Consider the following 24,391-nt stretch of genomic DNA (forward strand, 5'->3'; position numbering starts at 1 on the left):
CTTTATTTAAATTCAACCTGTTGATAACCAGTATTTTTAAGTGAATAACTTTGTTTATAAAAACATTTATTTTATACTTGACAAATAAGCATTTATGCACTAAATTAGATTATATCAAATACGAAGTACTTTGAATTCTGATAAAACGAGCCAAAAGAAATAAGGAACCGAAAGGGGAATTTTTCGGAACGTTTACAGGGAAAACGATTAATTTCTTAAAGGGGTAAACCAAGTAAGAATATACATGACCACCGCAAGGTTCGGGAATAAGAAAATCGAACAGGCCCAGACAGAGCTTATGGAAAACTAAGAAGTTTACGGACAGAAGAGTTGGAAATAAATTTTCACGGATCGCAAAAGTTGCAAAACCTAACGAAAACGGAAAAATCAAAGTAACAAGAATTAGATGCTTTAAAATACAGCTATGGTTGTTTTTAAAGTTAAAACGGGGAAATGAATCGAAAGAGGAAGGTCCCCGTTTTTATTTTGCCCAGGATTTTGTATGATGGCCAAAAAAGAATAGCCAATTTTTCTGCTAATTATCCTTAAAATATTAAATTTACCAAATGGCCAAAAAAGGTAAATCAATCTCCAATCCGTCAAAAAAAATATTCGTTTTAGATACCTCGGTTATTTTATATGATCATGACGCAATTAATAACTTTCACGAGCATGATGTAGCCATTCCCATTCAGGTTTTAGAAGAGCTTGATCATTTTAAAAGCGGTAATGATACGCGAAATTTTGAAGCCAGAAGTTTTATCCGCCTCATTGATGAAACTTCCAAACAAAAACTCATCAGCGATTGGATCTCGCTAAAAACTCCAGAATCAGGAAAATTTAAGGTGGTTTTAAATGAAAAGCCATTAACTATAAATGCGGAAGAAGTGTATGGAAAAGGAAAAACCGACCATAAGATTTTGAATGCAGCATTAAGTTTAAAAGAAGAATATCCAAATAAAAAAGTAATACTGGTATCTAAAGACATTTGCCTGAGGTTAAAAGCAAAAGCATTGGATTTAAATGCAGAAGATTATGAAACAGGGAAGATCAAAAATGTAGATGAACTTTATGCCGGAAAAACCGAAATAGCAGATTTTCCTGTTGAAATTATAGAGAAGGTAAAAAAACAATCATTTATTGATGTGGCTGAAATAACACTGCCACACAAAAATGGCAATCATTTTTACGTTTTAAAAAATAAAAGGAAAACGGCCAACGTATTTTATAACCATCATTTAAAAACCATTTCGGCAGTTTCTACTGATGCGATATTTAAAATAAAACCTAAAAATATCGAACAGGCATTTGCCATCCATGCGCTTTTAGATCCAGAAATTAAGCTGGTGAGCATTCAGGGCAATGCCGGAACAGGAAAAACCTTATTGGCAGTGGCCAGCGCTTTAGAACAGCGTAAAAACTTTAGGCAGATTTATGTTACCAGGCCGATTGTTTCTTTGAGCAATAAAGATATTGGCTTCCTACCAGGCGACGCAAAATCGAAAACTGATCCTTTTATGGCACCCATTTGGGATAATTTGCGGTTTATTAAAGAGCAATTTATTGGCGACGATAAAATGTCGGAAAAGATTATTGAGCTGATTACGACCGAAAAAATAGCCATTGCACCATTGGCCTTTATCAGAGGCAGAACCCTCACTAAAATCTTCTTCATTATTGATGAAGCACAGAACTTAACACCACATGAGGTTAAAACAATCATTTCGAGGGCAGGAGAGCACACTAAAATTGTTTTTACAGGAGATATTTACCAGATTGATACGCCATACCTCGATTCAGAAAGTAATGGCCTGTCTTATTTAATCGAAAATGCGAAAAACCATCCGCTTTATGCACACATTACTTTGCAAAAAGGCGAAAGGAGTGAATTGGCCAATTTAGCGAATGAGTTATTGTAAGATTCTACTCCCAACCAAGCGATCGTCATTTCGAGCGGACCCGATAGCTATCGGGTGCAACGAAGTCGAGAACCCGAAGGCTCAGCGAAGCTAAATCTATCTCGAGGGTAGATCTCTCCATTCCGCTGCGCTTCAGTCGAGATGACGATTTTCCTTATTAGAGATACAGCCAAATTTGTGACTAATGATATTTCTTTAAACTCCTCAAGCAAATAAACAACCCAATCAATGTTAAAACCGCGCTCAATATAAACGGTGCTCCAGGGAAATAAACCTGTGCTTTCCCTTCTATAAAATAAGCGAAAATATGTGTCATTACCCATGGCGCAAATATGGCTGCCAAACTTTGTAAACCGGTTAAAACACCTTGCATTTCGCCCTGCGCATTGGAAGGCACCTGATTGGAAATGAGTCCCTGCATAGCGGGGCCACCGATTCCGGCCAAACCATAAGGTACCATAAAGGCGAACATCATCCAGCCTTTTGACGCAAAAGCAAAGGCTGTAAAGCCGATTACATATAAAATCAGGCCAAAATAAACCGCTTTCTTTTCTCCAATTTTTGGCAAGATTACCCTGATTAAACCTCCCTGTACAATTCCAATCACCAGCCCCACAAAACCCAGCGAATAACCCACCCATGCCGCATCCCAGTCAAATTTCTCCATTGTATAAAATGTCCAGTTCGATTGCACAGAGTGACTTGCGAAATACAATAAGAATAAAGTAATCATTAAACCCAGTAAGGCCGGGTACTTACCGATACTAACCAGTGAGCCAATCGGATTAGCCCTTTTCCATTCGAAAGCCCTGCGCTTTTCAACCGGTAATGACTCAGGTAATATAAAATAACCATAAAGCCAGTTAATCAAAGATAAACCTGCAGCAATCATAAAAGGAACCCGGGTACCGAAATGGCTAAATGCACCACCTAAAACCGGACCTAAAATAAAACCTACACCAAAAGCAGCACCAACCAGACCGAAATTCTGCGCTCTTTTCTCAGGAGGCGAAACATCTGCTATATAAGCCTGAGCAGTGGTAAAACTCGCTCCGGTAATCCCAGCGATAATTCTTCCTACAAACAACCAAACAATTGAAGGAGCGAAAGCCAGAAAGATATAATCGATACCCAACCCGAATAACGAACTCAATAATACCGGCCGCCGACCGTAACGATCGCTTAAAGCACCAATAATCGGCGAAAAGATAAATTGAACGGATGCATAAGCTAAAGTGAGCCAACCACCGTATTCTGCTGCCAAACCAAAACCACCTCCTGTAAAATCCTGTATAAGTTTTGGTAAAACCGGAATAATGATCCCAAAGCCTGTAAAATCGATCAGGAGAGTGACCATAATAAAACTCATTGCAGATTTCTTTTCGTTTGCCATCTTATAAAAGTTGAAAAGCAAAAGTATCAGAATTACTTAAGAATGTAAATTTTAGTTCTACAAACCTATCAGGTTTAAAAAAGCTGTGAGGTTTAAATCAGTATATCAATACAGAACCCCTGTTCGTAAACCTGATATAGCGAAAAGCCCGCAACCCGATTTAAGCACCGTCTATGTTGTCTCTTATTGAGTGCTTGCTTGTTTCACAGGTTTCATCGGGGAGGACTTGAAGCGGTAGCAGGGCTGCAGACCGCCACCTACATGGTACCCTACATTTCCAAAAAAATATCAACCCAATCTGACGAACCTCGCAGTTTTCAAAACCTAAACAGGTCTAAATCAAAAACTCTTAAACTAGCCTTCAGTAACTTAAAATTACATCGGGACTAAAAAACCTATAACAAAGGTCAAAAATTTTCCACAATGCCTTAATCCGGCTAAATTTTGCTAAATTCGCAAGGTTATAGTAATACCCTTTTTTAATATCGTTTTAAGTAGCGAGAATAATAATTTATGGCAGAAGATTTAGAAAATCAGCAGAACGACAAAATCATTCAAATTAACATAGAAGAGCAGATGAAATCGGCCTACATTGATTATTCAATGTCGGTAATCGTATCAAGGGCTTTGCCTGATGTACGCGATGGATTGAAACCAGTACACCGCCGTGTGCTCTACGGCATGTTGGGTTTAGGTGTAACCAGCGGAAAACCTTATAAAAAATCTGCCCGTATTGTGGGTGAGGTTTTAGGTAAGTATCACCCACACGGTGATGCATCGGTATATTTTACCATGGTTCGTATGGCTCAGGATTGGAGTTTACGTTATCCAATGGTAGATGGTCAGGGTAACTTTGGCCACATCGATGGTGATTCGCCGGCCGCAATGCGTTATACCGAGGCACGTTTTAGCAAACTTGCCGAAGAAATGGTTGCAGATATCAATAAAGATACGGTAGATTTTCAATTAAACTTTGATGATACAGAGCAGGAGCCAACGGTTTTACCTGCAAAAATACCTAACCTTTTAGTTAACGGTTCTTCTGGTATTGCGGTAGGTATGGCCACTAACATGGCGCCACACAACTTAACGGAAGTAATTGATGGCGTGGTTAACTATATTGACAACAGAGACATCACCATTGAGGAATTAATGAAGTTTGTAAAGGCTCCTGATTTCCCTACAGGTGGTATTATTTACGGCTATACGGGTGTAAAAGAAGCATTTGAAACCGGTCGCGGACGTATTGTAATGCGTGCAAAAGCAGAAATCGAAAGCATTAAAGACCGTGAAGTAATTATTGTTACCGAAATTCCGTACCAGGTAAACAAAGCCCAGATGATTGAGCGTACTGCTGAATTGGTTGGCGAGAAAAAACTGGAAGGTATATCGAACATTAAAGACGAATCGAACAAAGATGGTATCCGTATCGTGTACGAGATCAAACGCGATGCCAATGCTTCTATCGTTTTAAATAACCTATATAAATATACAGCCTTACAAACCTCATTCAGTGTAAATAACATTGCACTGGTAAAAGGTCGTCCGCAGATGTTGAATCTTAAAGATTTGATTGTACACTTTGTGGATCACCGCCATGATGTAATTGTTCGCCGTACCAGATACGAATTGGCCGAGGCTGAAAAACGTGCTCACATTTTAGAAGGTTATTTAATTGCTTTAGATCATTTAGATGAAGTAATTAAATTGATCCGTGCATCTGAAACGCCAGAGGAAGCCCGTTTAGGCTTAATGGAGAAATTCGGTCTGAGCGACCTTCAGGCACGTGCCATCCTGGATATGACATTGCGTCGTTTAACCGGACTGGAGCGTGATAAGATTAAAGAAGAATATGCCGAATTAATGAAAACCATCGAATACTTGAAATCTATTTTAGCAGATGAAGGTTTGCGGATGAAGATTATCAAGGATGAACTGGAAGAAGTGAAGCAGAAATTTGGTGATGAACGCAGAACTACAATCGTTCATTCAGCTGAAGACATGAGTATGGAAGATTTCATCGACGATGAAGAAGTTGTGATCACCATCTCTCATGAGGGTTACGTTAAGCGTACGCCGGCAAGCGAATTTAAAGCGCAGGGCAGGGGTGGTAAAGGTTCTAAAGGCAGTACCTCAAGAAATGAAGATTTTATTGAGCACATGCTGGTAGCCACCAACCACAATTATATGTTATTCTTTACCGAAGCCGGAAGATGTTTCTGGTTAAGGGTGTACGAAATTCCGGAAGGCTCGCGAACCAGTAAAGGAAGGGCAATACAGAATATCATCAACATCCCGAAAGAAGAGAAAATTAAGGCTTATATTAAAGTTAAAAACCTTAAAGACCAGGAATATTTAGAGAACAACTTCATCATTATGTGTACTAAAAAAGGTACCATTAAGAAAACTTCTCTTGAAGCATATTCACGTCCACGTGTAAATGGTATCAATGCCATTAACATTAACGAAGGCGATATCTTGTTAGAAGCTTGTTTAACTAACGGACAAAGTGAAATTGTTATGGCATTGCGCTCAGGCAGGGCTATCCGTTTCAACGAAAGTACCGTTCGTCCGATGGGTAGAACTGCTACCGGTGTACGTGGTGTAAGGCTTGCGCACGATCAGGATGAAGTTGTTGGCATGATTGCTGTAAACAATCCTGAAGTTACGGTGTTAGTAGTATCAGAAAAAGGATACGGTAAACGTACCGATATTGAAGATTACCGTGTAACCAACCGTGGTGGTAAAGGGGTAAAAACAATTAACGTTACTGAAAAAACCGGACAATTAGTTTCTATAAAAGACGTTACTGATAGCGAAGATTTGATGATCATTAACCGTTCAGGCATTGTAATCAGAATTCCTGTGTCTGCGCTAAGGGTAATGGGCCGTGCCACACAAGGGGTTCGTTTAATCTCGCTAAAAGGTGATGATGAGATTGCTTCGGTAACTAAAATCGATCACGAGGAAGACGAAGAAGAAACAGTTGATTTAACTGATGTTGTAGTTACAGACGGCGAAGAACTGGAAGCGGATACTACAGCAGAAGCTGATGATACTGAGGAAGAAGAGGGCGAATCAGATAACGAAACGGAAGAAGAAAATTAACTAAAAATAAGATTAGAATAAAAATTATGAAAAGAGTATTTCTAAGTATAGTTTTAGCAGGTGCGGTAAGCGCTGCATTTGCTCAGAAAAGTGAAGTTAATGCCGCGAAAAATGATTGGAACATGTTCCAGCTAACCAATTCTAGTGCAACAACTCCATTAGCAAAGAAACTTGAAGCTTTAGCAAAAGGCATAGCCCATACTGATAAAGCTATTGCTGATGAAAAATCTAAGGTAATGCCTGAAGCTTGGTCTTACCGTGCATTATTTGCTTCATCTGCAGCAATTTTAGATTCAACAAGTACTGCAAATGCTGATGCAAATTTAAAAATTGCTCAGGATGCAATTGTAGAAGCAAAGAAATTAGATACTAAGGGAAGTGAAAAAGATAATATTAGTTTAGCTGAAACAAATGTTAGCAACGCAGTAAGGAATGGTGGTGTAATTGCCTATAACAAAAAGGATTACAAAACAGCTTATGAAAAATTTGTGGCTGCAACAGTAATTAACCCACAAGATACTGCAATGTATTTAAATGCGGGTATTGCGGCTAGGAATATCGAAGATTATCCAGGTATGATTACTCAATTTAAAAAAGTAATCTCTTTAAATTCACCACAGTCTAAAGATTTATATTCTGAGATCATAAATGCTACTTTAAGCAAGCAAAAAGATACAACTGCGGCTTTAGCGGTAATTAAAGAAGCAAGTGCAAAATTCCCTGAAAATACAGACTGGATCAAAACTGAAACACAGATTTATATTGATAGGGGTGATGCAGCAAAATCAGAGCAGATGTTAACAGCGTTGGCCACAAAAGAGCCAAACAATCCTAGCTACCAGGTTTTATTAGGTAATATCTATTTCAGTCAGGCTTTAAAATTACAGGCTGACAGAAATAAAATCGACCCTAAAAAAGTGAAAGAATTTAATGAAGTAACTGGTAAAATGAATGCTTTGTTAGATAAATCGCTTCCTTTTTATAAAAAAGCTTTAGAAGTTGATGCTAAAAACCAAGGAGCCTTAGAAACGTTGAAAACGATCTATGCTTTTAGAAACGATACTAAAAATTACGAAGATATCAAGAAACGTTTAGACGCATTGCCTAAACAATAATTCTGATACGATCTAAAAAAAGAGCCCCGAAATTTCGGGGCTCTTTTTTTTATGTTTATTTTTATGGTTTATTACGGTTTTATCACATTATTAGCCCATGCAAAATTGCTTTAAAATATCATTAATCGCCTTAATTTTCGTCTCTTTTAATGCTGTAGCCCAAAAAAGCCAGATCTTAATTGCCCGGAATGCCGTAGGCAAGTTACAGGCATCTATTGCCAATAAAGAAGATGAGAAAAAGCAATTAAACATTATAAATGAAGGTTTAAAGGCAATTGAAGCTGCGGAAAAAGATAATAAAACTAAAAACTGGGCCGAAACCTGGTCAATAAAGTCTTATCTGATGTCGTTCGCCACCTTAATCGATACCGATCCTAATAATGCGAATAAGTATTATGATAATGCAATTGATGCTGTTGCCAAAGCGAAGTCACTTGACCGCTATGATGACAATTCGGGATTAATTAAGGCTTCCAACCACAATATTCTCATCAAAAAGCAAGAAAAAGGCAACGAAGCATTCTTTAACAATGACTTTAAAGAAGCATTTGCAGATTTAAAGGAAGTTGGCGATAATTTCCCGGCAGATACAACTTTAGCCTTAAATACTGCCATTTGCGCCTTAAATATTCAGGCTTATGATGACGCTTTAACTTATTTTAAGCGCGCTAAAGAAAACGGAATTAAAAATCCATCTGTTTTTCAAAAAATGGCGCAAATGTATGTGGTTAAATCGGAAAGTGAAACTGCGATAAAAACACTGGAAGACGGACTGGCGCTTAATCCATTTAACCGTTTTTTAACCAACGATTATATCAATCTGTTACTTGATACCGAGAATTTCAGTAAAGCACAGGGACTAATTGAAAGCAATTTAAAAGTAGAAAAAGGAAATAAATTACTGTATTTTCTTTATGGATACCTGCAACAGGTTGGCGGAAATGATGCCACAGCAATTTTAGCTTACGATAAAGCATTATCTACCGATCAGAATTATTTTGACGCGCTATATCAACTGAGCTTAGCGTATATCAATACAGCTAACGAAACTCTGAGTAAAAATGAAGCAGATAAAGCGGCTAAATATAATGGATTAATTAACCATGCGCAATTTGCTTTGCAGCGTGCCAATGAGATTAATCCGAACGATAAAAGAACTGTTCAGTTACTGATTGATATCTATACGAGAAAGAAAGCTACCGACAAAGTTCAGGAGCTAAATCGAAAACTTCAGGAATTATAATTGATTGAAATTTAAGAAAATGGGATAGTAATGAAATCTTAAACTTAACATAATATTAATTATGAGACAAAATATAAATTTAGTATTTCTATCTGATTATTTATATTTTTAGTGGTGATTAACTTATAGTGTCCGAAAAAAATTGTGATCTGCTAATAAGACCAATCGTGATAAATTTATCCGATATAACAGCCATTTGCATACACGATAATAAATTTAAGAAAATGATCATCACAGATAAAGAAATACAAGCTGATTATCTTAATAGAATTAACCGAGTGTTTGAATTTATTGACGAAAACCTGGATGCTGATTTGTCATTAAATAAAATTTCAGAAATTGCTTTTTTCTCTCCTTTCCACTTTCATAGGATTTTCAAATTTATTACGGGTGAAACATTGAATGAATATGTAAACAGGCAGAAAATAGAGCAATCAGCTTTAGCCGTGTTGCATAAAAACTTAACAATGTCTGAAATAGCACACAGATACGGGTTTAATGATAATTCTTCCTTTTCAAGAGCTTTTAAAAAGTATTTCGGAACAAGTCCAACAAAATTTAAACTGCAAAATCCAAATAGACATAGCAAGATTTGTCAACTTGAAAGCAAGAACGGACAAGAGTATCCCAACTACGAAAAATACATTTGCATCATTAATGATCTCAAAAGATGGATAAAAATGAACGCAAAAATTGAAATTAAAGAAATGCCAAATATGAATTTGGCTTATGTATCAAGTATTGGAATACAAAACCTTGAATCTGCTTATCAAAAATTAATTAAATGGGCTACGCCTCAAGGTTTGATGAATATGCAAACTAAAATTGTTAGGATTTACCACGACAGTTTTAAAGTTACAGAAGCCAACAAAGTAAGAATGAGTGCTTCGATTTTGCTTAATAAACCAGTTGATGTAAATGCCGAAATCGGACTAACTTCAATTCAAAAAGGAAAATTTATTGTAGGTAGTTTTGAAATTGGCCTGAATGAATTTGAGCAATCATGGACGGGACTGTTTTTATGGATGAACGAAAACGGATATAAAAGCGTGGATAAAAAGCCTTTTGAGATCTATCACAACAACTTTAATGAACATCCTGAGAAAAAATGTATTGTAGATTTTCATATTCAAATCGGATAATATCATATTTAGCTACTAGCGTTAGTTTTCGTATACAAACCAGCATTAATAATGTTATTGAACTTTTATTACCAGGCCAATTTAATGCCTTTTAATGCTCAAACATGATCACAATACTTCGATCTTAATGTCAAAAGTATGTCCATTAAACAGAAAAAATAAAACCTAATATTTAAAAAATGACTGATTTTTTTGTAGGCAGCAAGCAATTGATCATTAGAGATGAAATGAAAAACATTTCCTTCCCTGTTTTATTACATTACCCGACTAATGAAGAATCTAGGCCCATCGCATTTGGACCTTACATAATGAATGTGAGTCCTGATGCAGAAATTATAGAAAAACAATTTCCACTTGTAATTATTTCACACGGTAATGGAGGCTCACATCTTTTATACAGGACAATAAGCACACATTTAGCAAAGAATGGCTACATCGTTGCAATGCTCGAACATTATGGCAATAACCGTAATAACAATACTTTAGAGAACACAACCGAAAATCTTATAAATCGTCCCAGGCACGTAAGTTTGACAATTGATTTTCTACTCTCCGACAAATCGTTTAGCAGAAATATCTTGCAAAACAAAATCGGGGTTATAGGGCATTCAATGGGTGGTTATACTGCTCTGGCATTGGCAGGCGGAATTCCTCGAACAAAGGAAGGGCTTGTGGTTGAAGTTGCATCAGATCCAAGAGTTAAAGCTATAGTATTACTTGCACCTGGTGTGGGCTGGTTTATGAACTCATTGAACAGAGTGGCAATTCCAATTCTTATGCTTACTGCTGAACATGATCCAGTTACACCGAAATGGAACGGTGAGATTGTGATAAACTGTATATCAGACAAATCAAAATTAACATTCAAAGAGATCGAAAATGCAGGGCACTTTTCATTTTTGAGTCCGTTTCCAGCTACAATGAAAAATGTAAATTTTCTTCCTTCAACTGATCCAACAGGATTTGACAGAGAAAAATTCCATGAAGAGCTTCCAATAGATATACTTGACTTTTTAAATGAGAACTTGAATTGAAAATTTGTCTGCTCATATACCATTCAATATTTAGTATTAAATCTACTTTAAAATATTTTAATTAATACTTTTATAATCCTGATTTAACAGATTACCAAAAATATTTTAGGATCTTTATGTTATACTAAAACCATTTATTATGAAAAAGATCATTTCAATTTGCATGCTTGTATTATGTGTTGTATCCTTAACAACATATGCTACACCAGAAGTACCAAAACCAGTTAGCAGCACCAAAGCTAAAGTAACTACTTACAATGTTCGTTTGGGTTACAGGAATCTTGATGGCAGTGTAACCACTTCAGTATCTACAGAATCACCCGGTTTTACCATTTACAATCAGGAAAGCGGTGATGATTATTATGTTGAAAATGGGCCATCTTCGTTCGGAACATTTTTACCTTATCAATTACCTGGTATAATTAACGGTTTACCTGCAGGAACCTATGAGTTTAGCGCAGAAAGAGGTCAGGGAAACTGGACGGGTTATGGATCTATTACCGTAACCTTATCTCCAGAGATGATAGGCGCTGATGGCTATGTAACGATTTATGTTCCTATCGCCTGGGAGGAATAATTTTTTCTGATTAAAGTAAATAGTCCTTAATAAATTAGGACTATTTACATAAATTATTCGTTTTTTAACAAATAGATTAATATTGCGCAGATAATATTTTCAGTAAAACAATGATATTTTTTCTAACCATTAAGTTAGAAAAAATATCATTCTTTTTTTAGCAACAAAGATGGCAACACAATCTTTGATTCCTTTTGCTTATCCTCGTCTTTCCAGTACACTATAAAATTTATCTTCGCTGCAGCTATTTTAAATCCTTTATCAAAATGCTCTTGCAGAACGGTTTTGAATTTTTGGGAATATTTAACGAAGAGCTCACCTTGTGCATTTTTAAGGCCATCATCTGAAGGCTGCAAACGCAGACCGCTGTAAATCGAATATCTAAATATTGCAATTGGTTAACAAAACAATTTACAATCCTCACTTGTACTAAAAACATGTACGACCATTACAGTTTCGAAGAAGCTACTGCTTACCAGATTGAACTCGCCAAACAGTTAAAGTTTCAGCCGCTCCATAAAATGGAGACCATTGCGGGCGCTGACATCTCTTTTAATAAGGACAGTTCAACCATGTATGCCGGAATTGTAATGCTCACTTATCCCGGTATGGTCGTGAAATCTTTCGCTTTAGCAACTTATGAAACTAATTTTCCATATAAGCCAGGTTTTTTAGGTTTTAAAGAAGTACCTGCGTTATTAAAAGTTTGGGAATTGATTGGGCGTAAACCTGATGTTGTGGTACTGGATGGTAATGGAATTTTGCACCCGAGACGAATGGGTGTAGCTTCGCATTTTGGAATTTTGGCCAACCAAGCCACCATTGGCTGTGCCAAAAGCCTGTTATATGGAGAAAATCATGTACCAGAAAACAAGAAGTTAAGTACTTCAGAAATCAATAGTCATGGGGAAACCCTTGGTTTTGCTTTACGCACAAAAATCAATTGTGCGCCTGTGTTTGTATCTGTTGGTCATTTAATTACGAATCATCAGAGCCTGGCCATTATGAAAAATTGTGCGGGAAATTACCGGATCCCTGAACCAACCCGAATGGCGCACAACGTTGTAAATGATTTTAGAACTGGAAAATTAAAGGCTGGTTTCCATGAGGTATTAGCACCCTTGACCTTGTTTTAAATTCATATTCGTTATGCTGAACTTGTTTCAGCACCTTCCTGCAATAAAGACCCTGAAATAAATTACCTTCGGTGAGCTCGCTTAAGGCTCGGCTTACTGCGCAGCTTTCCGCTGCGCTACAGGTCAGGGTGACGGCACAATCAACTTAAATCCATTTAATCCCTTTTTTAAGCAATTGCAGGGTTTTATATTCTTCTGAATCTATGGCTGGCTGCAAATTATAGCCCCAGTTAGCCTGTGGTGGTAAACTCATTAAGATAGACTCGATCCGGCCATTGGTTTCTAATCCAAATTTTGTTCCGGAATCGTACACCAAATTAAATTCTACGTAACGGCTACGGCGTTGATATTGCCATTCTTTATGTGCTTCGGTAAATTCTTTATCCCGGTTACGGTCGATTAATTCCGTATAAATCGGTAAAAATGTTTCACCAATATGAACAGAGAAATCCAGAACCTGCTCCCAAGAAAGATTGGTGTTCTCAGGTTTTAAACGATCGTAAAAAATACCGCCAATACCACGGGTTTCTTCACGGTGTTTAATAAAGAAATAATCATCAGCGTGTGTTTTAAACTTCGGATAAAATTCTGAACTGAAATCATCACAAGCCTGCTTTAACTTGTGGTGAAAGAAACGGGCATCATTTTCGAAAACATAATGCGGCGTTAAATCGATACCACCGCCAAACCAACGCGTTTCTTCATTGAGTTCAAAATAACGGATGTTCATATGGATAATCGGTACCAAGGGATGATTTGGATGGATCACGATTGAAACACCAGTAGCAAAAAAATCATCTTCTGTTACATTAAAGGCTTTTTTAACCGCTTCTGGCAACTTACCATGTACAGCAGAAAAATTTACGCCTCCTTTTTCGATAATTTCCCCATTTTGCATAATCCGGGTACGTCCACCTCCCCCGCCATTTCGCTCCCAAAGCTCTTCTTCAAACTTCCCTTTGCCATCGGCAATTTCCAATCCCCTGCAAATTTCATCCTGTATTTGCTTATACCTTGCTGCTACTTCTTCTTTGAACATGATGATTTTTTCTATTTCCATACAAATCTAAAGGTATTAAAGCAGCTATATTGATTTATGTTTAGATAGTACATTTTATTGACATTGTTTTTAGTCAGGATTCTTGAGTACTTAGAACAGAGTGATACAACTAATGTTCGAGGTAATTAAGGTCTTTATTAAAGCTTTCTTTTAAATAAGCAACAGAGATCATGGCAATTATGGTTACAATCCCCATCACGATAAAACCGGCAGAAACGATGTTATAACGATGCACAAAAAATTCAAAAATAAAAGTAATCGGAATTAAAGCACCGCGTACAAAGTTGGGCGCTGTAGTGGTAACCGTAGAACGGATATTTGTTCCAAACTGTTCGGCAGCAATGGTTACAAATGTTGCCCAATAACCAACCGCAAAGCCCATAAACAGGCAGATCAGAATGAAATTACTTTCGGTTAAACCTGTACTGTTTAAATAAACAAGTACCGTAATTACAGATAAACTTTGAAAAATAAGCACTGTTTTCTTACGCGATCTTAAAACTTGTGCCAAAACCCCGCATACCACATCGCCAATGGCAATACCAAAATAAGTATACATGATACCAGTGCCAGCATTTAATACATCCTTAGCGCCTAATGCTTTACCTATTTCTGGCGATTGGGTAACTAAAATACCCACAATAAACCATAGAGGAAGCCCAAGGCAGATACAGGCCAGGTATTTTAAGAATCTTTTGCGGTCGGAAAAAAGCATAAAAAAATTCCCTTTTGAAACCGCTTTATCCTGCTCGGCGTGTTTAAACATACCCGATTCGAAAGTACCTACACGCAAAAGCAATAAAAGTAAGCCCATGCCACCACCTACGAAATATGAAGTTTGCCAGGTAAAATGTTTACCAATTGTAGCGGCTGCCGCTGCGCCCAATAAACCAATGCCAGCTACCACCATAGTACCATAGCCACGTTTTTCTTTATCCATGGTTTCGGTAACAAGCGTAATCCCCGCACCTAATTCGCCCGCTAAACCAATACCCGCTACAAACCTGATCATGGCATAAGTATGTACATCAGTGGCAAAACCATTTGCTAAATTCGCCAGCGAATACATTAAAATTGATCCGAATAATACTTTGATCCTGCCGAACTTATCGCCGATAATGCCCCAGAGTAGACCTCCAAGCAACAAGCCGAACATCTGCATATTGATGACGTACTCCCCTTCGGTACGCATATGCGCTGCAGAAACACCAATGTCGGTAAAACTTTTTACCCGTACTACAGAAAACAAAACAAGATCGTAAATATCAACGAAATAGCCCAGAGCGGCTACAATTACTAAGAAAATTACATTACGGCTGTTGGTTTTTACTTGATGATCCATTTAATTATTTGGTTTAGACGCTGAAAGTACGCAATAACACAAATATTTAAAATAGATTTCTAAAAATAAAAGCCACCCTGCGTTAGGGTGGCTTTTAAGATCCTACATAGGAGGATTCTTTTTTGTTGTGTCAGTTGGCATTTTTGTTGTCGTGTCTGGCATTTTCTTAGCTGTTGTATCCATTGGTGCCGTAGTTGTCGAATCCGTTTTAGTGCTGTCTGAAGAGCCAGCCATATTTTTTGACGAATTGCATGCTGATGTGGCTATCATAAGAGAACCTGCAAAAGCAAGACTTAAGATTATTTTTTTCATAGTTTTTAATGTTATCTTTCATCCAAAACAACATTACAATCATTTGGTTTTAATTTTTTCTTGAAAAAGAATATTTTTCATTAATATTTACTAGTTATTAAATGTTCACAACGCATAACAGCACCATTTTGAACAGGTTTTATTGCACTAACGGTGATGTAAATATATTTCACCCTATTATTTTGCTAAAAATCAGTTAATTTCATTAAATAGCAAATAATGGCCAAATTCTTAAGCTTTAGTAATGGCATCTTTTAAACAAGCATATTTTGCAGATTACAGAAATTTTACCAAAACAACATCTGCAAAACTTTAAAAGGTGATAAAACTTTCTGATATTAGTAAATATGATTATTTCTCCGAACACCCTTAAATGGGTAATGCGTTTTTACCCACCCCTATTTTTTCAACGCATTTGGGTTCAGAGATTTGAAAATGAATTTAGAAGCTGTACGGTTAAACTGAGCAAAAGTTTTCTGAATAAAAATTACAATGGTTCTATTTTTGGAGGCACTATTTATGCGGCTACTGACCCATTTTATGCACTCTTATTCGATCAGTTGATGCAACGTCGCGGCTTTAAAGTCCGTGTGTGGTTAAAGAGTGCTTCTATACAATATTTAAAACCTGGTCGTTCTACCTTATACTTCACCATAACAGTAACAGATGATATGCTTAATGAAGCAGAACATGCCTTAAAAACTATTGGAAAGTTTGTAAAAGCCTATCCCATGGAAATAACCAACAAAAATGGTGAATTGTGTGCAACCGTAATGAATGAAGTATATATCCGAAACCTGCATCAGGGCGAAACACCCAGGGTTGCTTATTAATTTTTAGATTATGCCGAGTATTAAGAGTTTAATTTTGCAGGGTGAGGGCATGATGCTCGATTTTAAGAAAACCATTACCAGCACCGAGAAGATAGCCAAAAGTTTGGTCGCTTTTGCCAATAACAAAGGTGGCAAATTATTAATTGGCGTTGCAGATGATGGATCGATTAAGGGGGTAAAATCAGAAGAAGAAGAGAAATATATGATCTTGACTGCTGCCCACCAATTCTGTAAACCGGCTATTGAACCTCATTTCGAAGAAATTTACGTGGATGATAAACTGGTTTTAGTAGTTGAAATTCCTGAAAGTGATACAAAACCGCACTACGCACTTGATCAGCAAAAAAAATGGTGGGCCTATATTCGCATTGATGATAAAAGCGTTTTAGCCAGCCGGATTATTCTGGAAGTACTTAAACAGGAATATAAGAACAATGGTGTACTCATCTCCTATTCTGATAACGAAAAAAAATTGCTCGAATACCTGGAGCAAAACGAAAAGATTACCTTAAAAGAATTTAGCAAACTGTTACGCAGTTCTTACCGCAAAGCCCAAAAAGTACTGGTTAATTTAATTTTAACCAATGTAATTAAATCGCATACTACCGAAAAGGATGAGTATTTTACGGCGGTGAGGTAGCAAAAATCATTGAAAATGACATATCTAAAATCAATATTCTTTTTTGTTATTGTTTGCTGTACCTTAACAGTTAAGTCACAAAATTATCAGGATTCTTTGAGACTTAAGCTTAAAGATTATCTTGAAGAAAATAATATACCTGGCTTTTCCGTAGCTATTTTAAATAAAGACAAAATCGTTTTTGAAAGTGGTTTTGGCTATGCTGATATTGCTAAAAAAAAGGTATATACGCCACAAACAATTCAAAATATTGGTTCGGTTAGTAAAACATTTATTGCTGTATCGCTCATGAAAGCTATAGAGCTTGGTTATTTTGATCTGGATACAGATATTAATACAATTCTTCCTTTTAAAGTCGTAAATCCTTACTTACCTGATGAAATTATTAGCATTAAATATTTAACCACTCATACTTCGGGCATTATAGATAACCAGGAAATATACAACCGATCTTATCGTTTTGAGAGACCAAAAGTTCAAAATGAGTTATTAATTAAAATGATGAAGGAGAATAATTATACTTCTGATCTAAATAATACCACCTTAACAACATTTTTAAAAGCTTATTTAACCCCTCAGGGTGCTTTATACAAAAAAGAGAATTTTAGTAATTCGAAACCTGGTAAAAGGGCCTCATACAGTAATATTGGTTCAGCACTTACAGCATACCTTATTGAAGTGAAATCTGGTATATCATTCGCAGATTTTACTCAAAAATATATTTTTAAACCACTTCATATGAATAATACAAATTGGTTTAAAACAAAGCAAAATACTTCTAAACAGGCGGTTCCTTATTTAACAAAAGATATTGCGTTCCCTTTTTATCACCTCACTACTTATCCCGATGGAGGATTAAGAACTTCTGCTGCCGAGCTTTCTTTATACGTGAGGGACATGATGAAACTGCTCAATCATAATGCTGGCCTGATTAAGAACGCATCGGCTATTGAAATGTTTACCCCAGTGTTTACCCCCCAAAGCGTACCCGAGAATATGAGTTTGCAAACACGAAATAAGGGCGTTTTCTGGAATATTTACAATAATGGATATATTGGGCATGATGGAGATGACCCAGGTGCAAGCGCAAACATACTTTTCAATAAAACAACAGGTATTATCTTTATGAGTAATATCTACATTGAAAACAGAAGTAAAATTCTTTCAATACTTCAAAAGTATGCTCCTTTGCTGACAGCTTCTCCAAAGTAGATTTCGGATTTTTTAACCTTCATAAATCTTCAATCTGCATTTTTCTATCTTTTATAGTTGTGGAAAGACTATAACCTAAAGATAAACTTGTTTATAAAACCCGCTGGCTTCGATAATTCAGTGCAACAGAGCTATCGCCTTTTTGAAACCAAAACATTAACTTTTCTACATCCCTACTTTTTGAGCTTTAAAAACGCGACCTTTGCAAACTATGTTTTCTAAAATTTACACCAGATATAAACCTTATTACAAAGAAAATCTCCATTTGGCGCTGCCAATTGTAGGCTCGCAGGTGGGGCATACGCTGGTACACATGGCTGATAGTATTATTGTTGGGCATTTTACCGACACCATCCAATTAGCCGCTGTTTCTTTGGTAAACAGTATATTTATGCTTATCCTCGTAATCGGCCTAGGCATTTCTTATGGGCTAACCCCACTAATTGCACAGGAAAATGGCCGTCAGCACTATGATGAGTGTGGAAAGCTTTTATCAAACAGTTTAATGATCAATATCTGTATCGGCATATTATTATATGTACTTGTGCAATTGGGGATATTTTTTGTTATCGATCGCCTGGAACAAACACCAGAAGTAGTACGCTACGCAAAACCTTACCTCAATCTTTTATCTGTTTCGATTATCCCATTATTGATTTTTCAGACGTTTAAGCAATTTGCAGAAGGTTTAGGCTTTACCAAACAAGCCATGTTTGTTTCGATCTGGGGAAATGCCCTTAATATTATTTTAGGAATCATCTTCGTGAAAGGTATGTTCGGCATCAAATCTATGGGTGTTAGCGGTGTAGGTTTAAGTACTTTGATAGACAGGATTTTGATGGCTACCGTGATGTGCTTTTACGTTTTGCGCTCGAAGCATTTTAGAAAATACCTGACCAGTTTTAAAGTAACATTTTTTGATAAAATGAGGGCAATTAAGATTGCCAAAATCGGAATGCCGGTAGCCATGCAGTATTCTTTCGAAATCAGTGCTTTTAGCGGTGCTGCGGTATTAATCGGTACCATCGGAGCGATAGAACAGGCCGCACACCAAATCGCGATTAGTTTAGCGGCAATGACCTACATGATTGCCAGTGGTGTGGCATCGGCAGCGACCATAAAAACAGGAAATAACTTTGGTAAAAATAATTTTAACGACTTACGGAAATCAGCCATTGCCAGCTATCATGTAATATTGCTTTTTATGTCGTGCACTGCGGTGATTTTTGTACTGGCCAACAACCTAATGCCTTTCATTTATACCGAAGATGCAACAGTAATTCCTATTGCCGCACAACTATTAATTATTGCAGGCTTTTTTCAACTGTTTGATGGCACCCAAGTGGTCGGACTAGGTGTTTTACGTGGCATGGGCGATGTTAACATGCCAACCTTAATTACCTTTTTAGCCTATTGGGTAGTTGGAATCCCTATCGGTTATGTATTGGGCTTTCATTTTAACTTAGGCGTTAACGGAATCTGGTATGGGTTAACACTGGGTTTGCTCACAGCCTCTATCCTGTTGTTTTTGAGATTTCAGAGTAAGACAAAAAGGTTAGCGGCTAGATAGTAGCATACGCTGATATAATCTTCATTGAGAGAAAGCTTTTTCAGCCGACGAAGCAATCTTTATCGTATGGAATTATCTGCAGGTAAGATTGCCTCATCGTTCCTCCTTGCAATGACGACGTTTCTTCGGAATAACAAAAAATTATTTCCCACCAACATTTACCACAACCCCAATGGTAAAGATAGAATTACCGGCAGACATATATTTACGGCTTTTTAAACCAATATTACTGCTGGTGGTATATTGGAGCTGAAAGGTTTTGCTGAGCGCCATGCGGGTAAAGAATACCGGCTCAAAGAAGATATTATCTTCTTTAGGCTGCACTACACCATTTAAAAAGAAACGATCCATTTTAACATGGCTGATTCTTAAAGCAGTGCCATAATTAATGGGAAAATCGGTTCCAAACAAACGTAAATTATTTTTCTTTTTTGAACTGTAGTTTACCTGTAAAAATGTTTTCCTATAATCTACATCCTGCAGTTCAGAACTGATGAGGATATCGTTTTTATAATCACGGTAAGTGATGTCGCTCCAACCTTTACCTACACCTGCATAAACCTCGATTATCCGGTTATTATCCGGACCAAATGTATCAAAATAACCACCTCCAATTTCAACTAGTTTATGTCCGAAATCTTTACTTCTTCTTTCGCTATTCATCCTCGAACCGCTAAACAGTAGACCTATATGGTCAGAAACGGCATAAGCGCCATTAATGCTGGCATTGCCTTTTAAAGAGATGTGTGCACCGCCACTAAATTCGCCTTGTTTACTTAACATGGGTGTATTTGGAACGTTTGGCATATAAACTGAAGAACAACTGGCTGCAAAAAGCGCTAAAACTGGGAGTGTAAAACGTAAGTATTTAATCATAGATGTTATATAAACAGATTTTGGCTGTAAAAATTGTGCTAAAGTTCCATTTTCATGAAATCCATCACCCTTTTAAACTCATCATGCAAACCGGCTTTTAAGTGGATTCTTTCTTTTGTAATGGGATGCACAAATGTTAACTCAGAAGCATGGAGCAACATGGTCGTCATGTCCCATTGTTCTTTAAAAAATTTGTTTTGTTTATTACAGCCGTGTGTCCTATCCCCAATAATTGGATGTAAAATATGGCTGAAGTGTCTCCTTAATTGATGCATTCTGCCAGTTTTAGGTGTGGCTTCTACCAGTGAATACCGGGAAGTTGGGTGTTTGCCAAAAGCCACCGCTACCTCAGCTCTTTGAAGCGTGATAAATGAGGTAAAAGCATCTTGCATGGTTCCGTTTTCTTTAGCCAAAGGATAATCAATATCCATTTCATCTGGTGTAAAACCCCGTAAAATAGCCCAATATTTTTTATCAGTTTCTGCATTCATAAATTGCTGATGCATAGCAACTTCAGAAACCTTATCAAAAGCAAATAATAATATCCCGCTTGTTTTCCTATCTAACCTATGTACCGGACTAACGTGCTTCCCTACCTGATCTCTTAACAACTGAAGGGCGAACTCCGTCGCATCTCTTGCAATGGATGATTGGTGTACCAATAGACCATGAGGTTTGTTAATGGCGATTAGATTTTCGTCCTGATAAATGATCTCCAACATATGGCGGCGAAGATAAGGATATTATAACTTTACAAAAGGACTCATGCAAATAAATCAAAAGCCAGGCGATAGGTATTGCAGTGCGCATCTACAATATCCCTGATATCAATAGAATAACCTCCACCCATACTCACCTGTAAAGGTAAGTTTTTATCTTTACAGGCCTGCAGCACCATCCGATCACGCTCCTTGCACGCAGCTTTGCTCAATGCCAGTTTACCCAATTTATCTGTAGAAAGCACATCTACTCCCGATAAATAAAATACAAAATCAGGTCTGGCGCTTTCAAAAGCCTTTTTCAGATTGACATTTAGTGCAGACAGATATTCATCATCCTGTATACCATCATTTAAGGGAACATCCAGGCTTGAGACTTCTTTTTTAAAAGGAAAATTTTTATCGCCATGCATGGAGAAAGTGAATACCCCTGTCTCATGTTGAAAAATTTCGGCGGTGCCATTTCCCTGGTGAACATCTAAATCGATAATTAAGATACTATCAGATAAATTCTTATTTAACAAATAATTAGCAGTAATTGCCTGATCGTTCAACAAACAAAAACCTTCACCCCAATTGCTACCTGCGTGATGCGTACCTCCTGCAACATTAAAGGCAATACCATGTGCTATGGCAAAATGAGCTGCATCAATGGTGCCCTGTGTAATTCTCAGTTCACGTTCTACAAGTTGCGCATTTAGTGGAAAACCAATCCGTCTCTGCTCTTTAGCAGGAAGTGTTAAATCCCTGAGTTGTTCCCAATATGTTTTTTCGTGAGTAAGGAGAATAATATCTTCCGAAACAGGCTCTGGACTAAATAAATTCTGCGGCGTTATTGTTCCCTCATGCAAAAGCTGCTCAGGGATCAATTCATACTTCAGCATCGGAAAACGGTGTCCTTCAGGTAAAGGGTGTGCGTAAAGCGGATGCCAGGCAATTTTGATCATTAGCCTAAAATCTCTCCTACATGTTTTTCGATATTGATACAGATCTGATCTACAGGAAGATCATTCGCATCGTAACCAAATGGGTTTTCTATTTCTTCAGCTATCAGCTCCAAACTCGCTAATACATAGAGGATAAAGGGCACAATAGGGACTACAAAATAACCTAAACTGAATACCCATCCAAAGGGTAAAGTGATCACATAAACAAAAATAAATTTTTTAATAAATGCGCTGTAAGAAAATGGGATCGGCGTATTTTTAATCCTTTCGCAGGCGCCACAGATATCGGTAAACTGATTAAAGTCGACGGAAAGAACAATAAACTGTTCCTGCGAAATCGAACCTTTTTCCAACAGCCCGTAGAACCTGTTGGTTAAACTACCTGCTATCTGGTTAGGAACATGTTTGCCCTCTTCAACTTCTATCAACAAACTGTTCTTCCCGAAATACATTTTTTCTCTTAGATGTTCTTTTAGCGCAAAAGCATATTTAGGAATACCGTATTCAAAAAAGCGAACATCCTCATCAGTTAGTTTAAGCGCTTTAATCTTTAAAGCCAGGTTACGGCTTACATTGGTTAGTGATCCAAGCAGTTTCCGGCCTTCCCACCACCTATCATAAGCCGTATTAGTTCTGAAAACCAGCAAAAGCGACAAAACAAAGCCCAATAAGCTATGCATCATGCCAATATTGGTTACATTACTCGTTTTAGAAAGCTGAAAGTAGTTTAACTCAGCATAAGCAACCAGCCCAGAAAATACGGCTACCCCAAGCATTAAAGGCCAAAGCTTTCTAAAGGTGTCGCTTTTATCGATATGAAAAATGAAGGTACTCCAGTCTTTAGGGTTGTAGTTAATCATTTTTTATTCTTTTCTACGTTAAAATATCTTTACTCACTTTTAATAATGCCTGTCCTGCTAAGTAAACATCTTCATAAGTGTTATAAAGTGGTACGGCACTTAAACGGATCACATCAGGTTCGCGCCAATCGCCGAGTACATGATTAGCCATTAAGCCATCAAAAATCTGCTTGCCGTTACGTTGAGCAATGATGGATAACTGTGCACCTCTATCTTTAGGATTATTTGGCGTGATAATTTTATATTGCTCAAATCCTAGCTCCTTATTCACTTCATTTATAATGAATTCGAGATAGGCTGTTAAAGTAATACTTTTCTCTCTCAATGGCGCTATGAAACCTGCTTTTTCGAAAATCTGTAGCGACGCATGATATAAGGCCATAGGCATTACCTGTGTGCAACTTACCTGCCATCCGTCTGCCCCGGCTTCTGGAATAAAGCCTTTCTCCATTTTAAAGCGTTTACTTTCCTGGTAACCCCACCAACCTGCAAAACGGTTCAAGTGGGTATTACTGAAATGTTTTTCGTGAACAAAAATTCCGCTTATTCCTCCCGGACCAGCATTTTGGTATTTATATGAGCACCAGCAGGCGAAATCAACATCCCAATCATGTAGCTTTACAGGAACATTACCAGCGGCATGTGCGAGATCCCAGCCCACTATTGCGCCTATTTCGTGGCCAGCTTTAGTAATGGTTTCCATATCATACCATTGACCGGTATAATAATTTATCCCTCCAAATAAAACCAATGCAATTTCATCTGCATTTTCGTTGATTTTAGCTAAGATATCTGCTGTATGCAGTATTTCTTCACCTTCCTTAGGAAAAACCTCTATAATAGCTTCTTTCGGATCGAAACCATGAAACCTTACCTGACTTTCTATCGCATATTGATCGGATGGAAATGCCCCTCCCTCCATAATGATTTTGAAGCGCTTACCTTTCGGCTGATAAAAGCTAACCATTAATAAATGAAGGTTTACGGTCAAAGTATTCATCGGACAAACCTCCGATGGCAGCGCGCCAACAATCGGCGCCATTAACTTTTTAAGCGCCTTATGATAAAACATCCAAGGTTCGTCTCCATCAAACCAACCCTCCACAGCATAGTTCGCCCAGTTGTTAAGCTGACCTTGCAAAACTTCTGCGGCCACTTTAGGTTGAAGGCCTAACGAGTTGCCACACAAATAAATAAAATCTTTCCCGTTGTGTTTTGGAAATAAGAATTGAGACCTGAAATGACGGAGCTGATCAGCCTCATCCTGTAGCTGAGCAAATGATAGGGTGTTTTCGAAATTCATCAGGCCAATATTACAAAAAAAGCAGGTATTGTTTCCAATCCTGCTTTTCA

The 24,391-nt window shown here is 37.4% G+C and carries 21 protein-coding genes; 12 read left to right on the forward strand and 9 right to left on the reverse strand.

Features of this window, described 5'->3' with window-relative positions; all coding sequences use genetic code 11:
• Nucleotides 1–566 precede the first annotated feature (566 nt).
• Entirely contained in the window at nt 567–1,919 is a 1,353-nt protein-coding gene (locus OQX63_RS00925; RefSeq protein WP_265849015.1) for a PhoH family protein, read from the forward strand.
• A gap of 181 nt (nt 1,920–2,100) precedes the next feature.
• On the opposite strand, the gene OQX63_RS00930 is transcribed toward OQX63_RS00925, so the two are convergent.
• Nucleotides 2,101–3,312: a TCR/Tet family MFS transporter gene (locus OQX63_RS00930; RefSeq protein WP_265849016.1), complete on the reverse strand. Its 1,212-nt coding sequence runs from the start codon at nt 3,310–3,312 to the stop codon at nt 2,101–2,103.
• 513 nt (nt 3,313–3,825) lie between these two features.
• On the opposite strand from OQX63_RS00930, the gene gyrA reads away from it, so the two are divergent.
• The 7 genes from gyrA to OQX63_RS00965 all read left to right on the forward strand — a co-directional run bounded on the left by gyrA (nt 3,826) and on the right by OQX63_RS00965 (nt 12,667).
• Nucleotides 3,826–6,420 carry a DNA gyrase subunit A gene (gene gyrA / locus OQX63_RS00935; RefSeq protein WP_265849017.1) on the forward strand — a complete coding sequence of 865 codons (2,595 nt, stop codon included), beginning with the start codon at nt 3,826–3,828 and terminating at the stop codon, nt 6,418–6,420.
• A gap of 26 nt (nt 6,421–6,446) precedes the next feature.
• A complete protein-coding gene (locus tag OQX63_RS00940) occupies nt 6,447–7,535 on the forward strand; it encodes a tetratricopeptide repeat protein (RefSeq protein WP_265849018.1) in 1,089 nt (362 codons plus the stop codon).
• A 97-nt stretch (nt 7,536–7,632) separates the two neighbouring features.
• A complete protein-coding gene (locus OQX63_RS00945) occupies nt 7,633–8,778 on the forward strand; it encodes a tetratricopeptide repeat protein (RefSeq protein WP_265849019.1) in 1,146 nt (381 codons plus the stop codon).
• A gap of 128 nt (nt 8,779–8,906) precedes the next feature.
• Nucleotides 8,907–9,920: an AraC family transcriptional regulator gene (locus OQX63_RS00950; RefSeq protein WP_265849020.1), complete on the forward strand. Its 1,014-nt coding sequence runs from the start codon at nt 8,907–8,909 to the stop codon at nt 9,918–9,920.
• 179 nt (nt 9,921–10,099) lie between these two features.
• A complete protein-coding gene (locus OQX63_RS00955; RefSeq protein ID WP_265849021.1) occupies nt 10,100–10,954 on the forward strand; it encodes an alpha/beta hydrolase family protein in 855 nt (284 codons plus the stop codon).
• Between the two features lie 139 nt (nt 10,955–11,093).
• The gene (locus OQX63_RS00960) at nt 11,094–11,531 is read left to right on the forward strand and encodes a hypothetical protein (protein ID WP_265849022.1); all 438 of its coding nucleotides are present in this window, start codon (nt 11,094–11,096) and stop codon (nt 11,529–11,531) included.
• A 437-nt stretch (nt 11,532–11,968) separates the two neighbouring features.
• Nucleotides 11,969–12,667, forward strand: coding sequence for an endonuclease V (locus OQX63_RS00965; RefSeq protein ID WP_265849023.1), 699 nt, complete (start codon nt 11,969–11,971; stop codon nt 12,665–12,667).
• A gap of 145 nt (nt 12,668–12,812) precedes the next feature.
• Here OQX63_RS00965 and hemF read toward each other — a convergent pair whose 3' ends face one another.
• The 3 genes from hemF to OQX63_RS00980 all read right to left on the reverse strand — a co-directional run bounded on the left by hemF (nt 12,813) and on the right by OQX63_RS00980 (nt 15,381).
• Nucleotides 12,813–13,727, reverse strand: coding sequence for an oxygen-dependent coproporphyrinogen oxidase (hemF, locus tag OQX63_RS00970; RefSeq protein WP_322974191.1), 915 nt, complete (start codon nt 13,725–13,727; stop codon nt 12,813–12,815).
• Between the two features lie 109 nt (nt 13,728–13,836).
• Entirely contained in the window at nt 13,837–15,069 is a 1,233-nt protein-coding gene (locus OQX63_RS00975) for an MFS transporter (protein ID WP_265849024.1), read from the reverse strand.
• Between the two features lie 102 nt (nt 15,070–15,171).
• Complete coding sequence (locus OQX63_RS00980; protein ID WP_265849025.1) at nt 15,172–15,381, reverse strand: coproporphyrinogen III oxidase; 210 nt, start codon at nt 15,379–15,381, stop codon at nt 15,172–15,174.
• Between the two features lie 347 nt (nt 15,382–15,728).
• Here OQX63_RS00980 and OQX63_RS00985 point away from each other — a divergent pair, with 347 nt between their 5' ends.
• From OQX63_RS00985 to OQX63_RS01000, 4 genes are all read left to right on the forward strand, one after another.
• Complete coding sequence (locus OQX63_RS00985; RefSeq protein ID WP_265849026.1) at nt 15,729–16,214, forward strand: DUF4442 domain-containing protein; 486 nt, start codon at nt 15,729–15,731, stop codon at nt 16,212–16,214.
• A 10-nt stretch (nt 16,215–16,224) separates the two neighbouring features.
• Entirely contained in the window at nt 16,225–16,854 is a 630-nt protein-coding gene (locus OQX63_RS00990) for a helix-turn-helix domain-containing protein (protein WP_265849027.1), read from the forward strand.
• A gap of 15 nt (nt 16,855–16,869) precedes the next feature.
• Nucleotides 16,870–18,066 (forward strand): serine hydrolase domain-containing protein, encoded by a 1,197-nt coding sequence (locus tag OQX63_RS00995; RefSeq protein WP_265849028.1) that lies wholly within the window; start codon nt 16,870–16,872, stop codon nt 18,064–18,066.
• A gap of 211 nt (nt 18,067–18,277) precedes the next feature.
• Complete coding sequence (locus OQX63_RS01000; protein WP_265849029.1) at nt 18,278–19,636, forward strand: MATE family efflux transporter; 1,359 nt, start codon at nt 18,278–18,280, stop codon at nt 19,634–19,636.
• Nucleotides 19,637–19,777: 141 nt separating this feature from the next.
• Here the strand turns inward: OQX63_RS01000 and OQX63_RS01005 are convergent, their stop codons facing one another.
• Genes OQX63_RS01005 through kynU form a run of 5 tightly spaced genes read right to left on the reverse strand, consistent with a single transcriptional unit; the run spans nt 19,778 to nt 24,341 of the window.
• On the reverse strand, nt 19,778–20,512 hold the full coding sequence (locus OQX63_RS01005; protein ID WP_265849030.1) for a hypothetical protein: 735 nt from the start codon (nt 20,510–20,512) through the stop codon (nt 19,778–19,780).
• A 38-nt stretch (nt 20,513–20,550) separates the two neighbouring features.
• Complete coding sequence (locus OQX63_RS01010; RefSeq protein ID WP_265849031.1) at nt 20,551–21,234, reverse strand: pseudouridine synthase; 684 nt, start codon at nt 21,232–21,234, stop codon at nt 20,551–20,553.
• Between the two features lie 41 nt (nt 21,235–21,275).
• Nucleotides 21,276–22,178 (reverse strand): histone deacetylase, encoded by a 903-nt coding sequence (locus OQX63_RS01015; protein ID WP_265849032.1) that lies wholly within the window; start codon nt 22,176–22,178, stop codon nt 21,276–21,278.
• Nucleotides 22,178–23,038, reverse strand: coding sequence for a bestrophin family protein (locus tag OQX63_RS01020; protein ID WP_265849033.1), 861 nt, complete (start codon nt 23,036–23,038; stop codon nt 22,178–22,180). The genes OQX63_RS01015 and OQX63_RS01020 overlap by 1 nt, the downstream gene beginning before the upstream one ends.
• A 13-nt stretch (nt 23,039–23,051) precedes the next feature.
• Nucleotides 23,052–24,341: a kynureninase gene (gene kynU / locus OQX63_RS01025; RefSeq protein ID WP_265849034.1), complete on the reverse strand. Its 1,290-nt coding sequence runs from the start codon at nt 24,339–24,341 to the stop codon at nt 23,052–23,054.
• Nucleotides 24,342–24,391: the final 50 nt, after the last annotated feature.

This window comes from Pedobacter sp. PF22-3 (genome assembly GCF_026239555.1).
Lineage (GTDB): Bacteria > Bacteroidota > Bacteroidia > Sphingobacteriales > Sphingobacteriaceae > Pedobacter.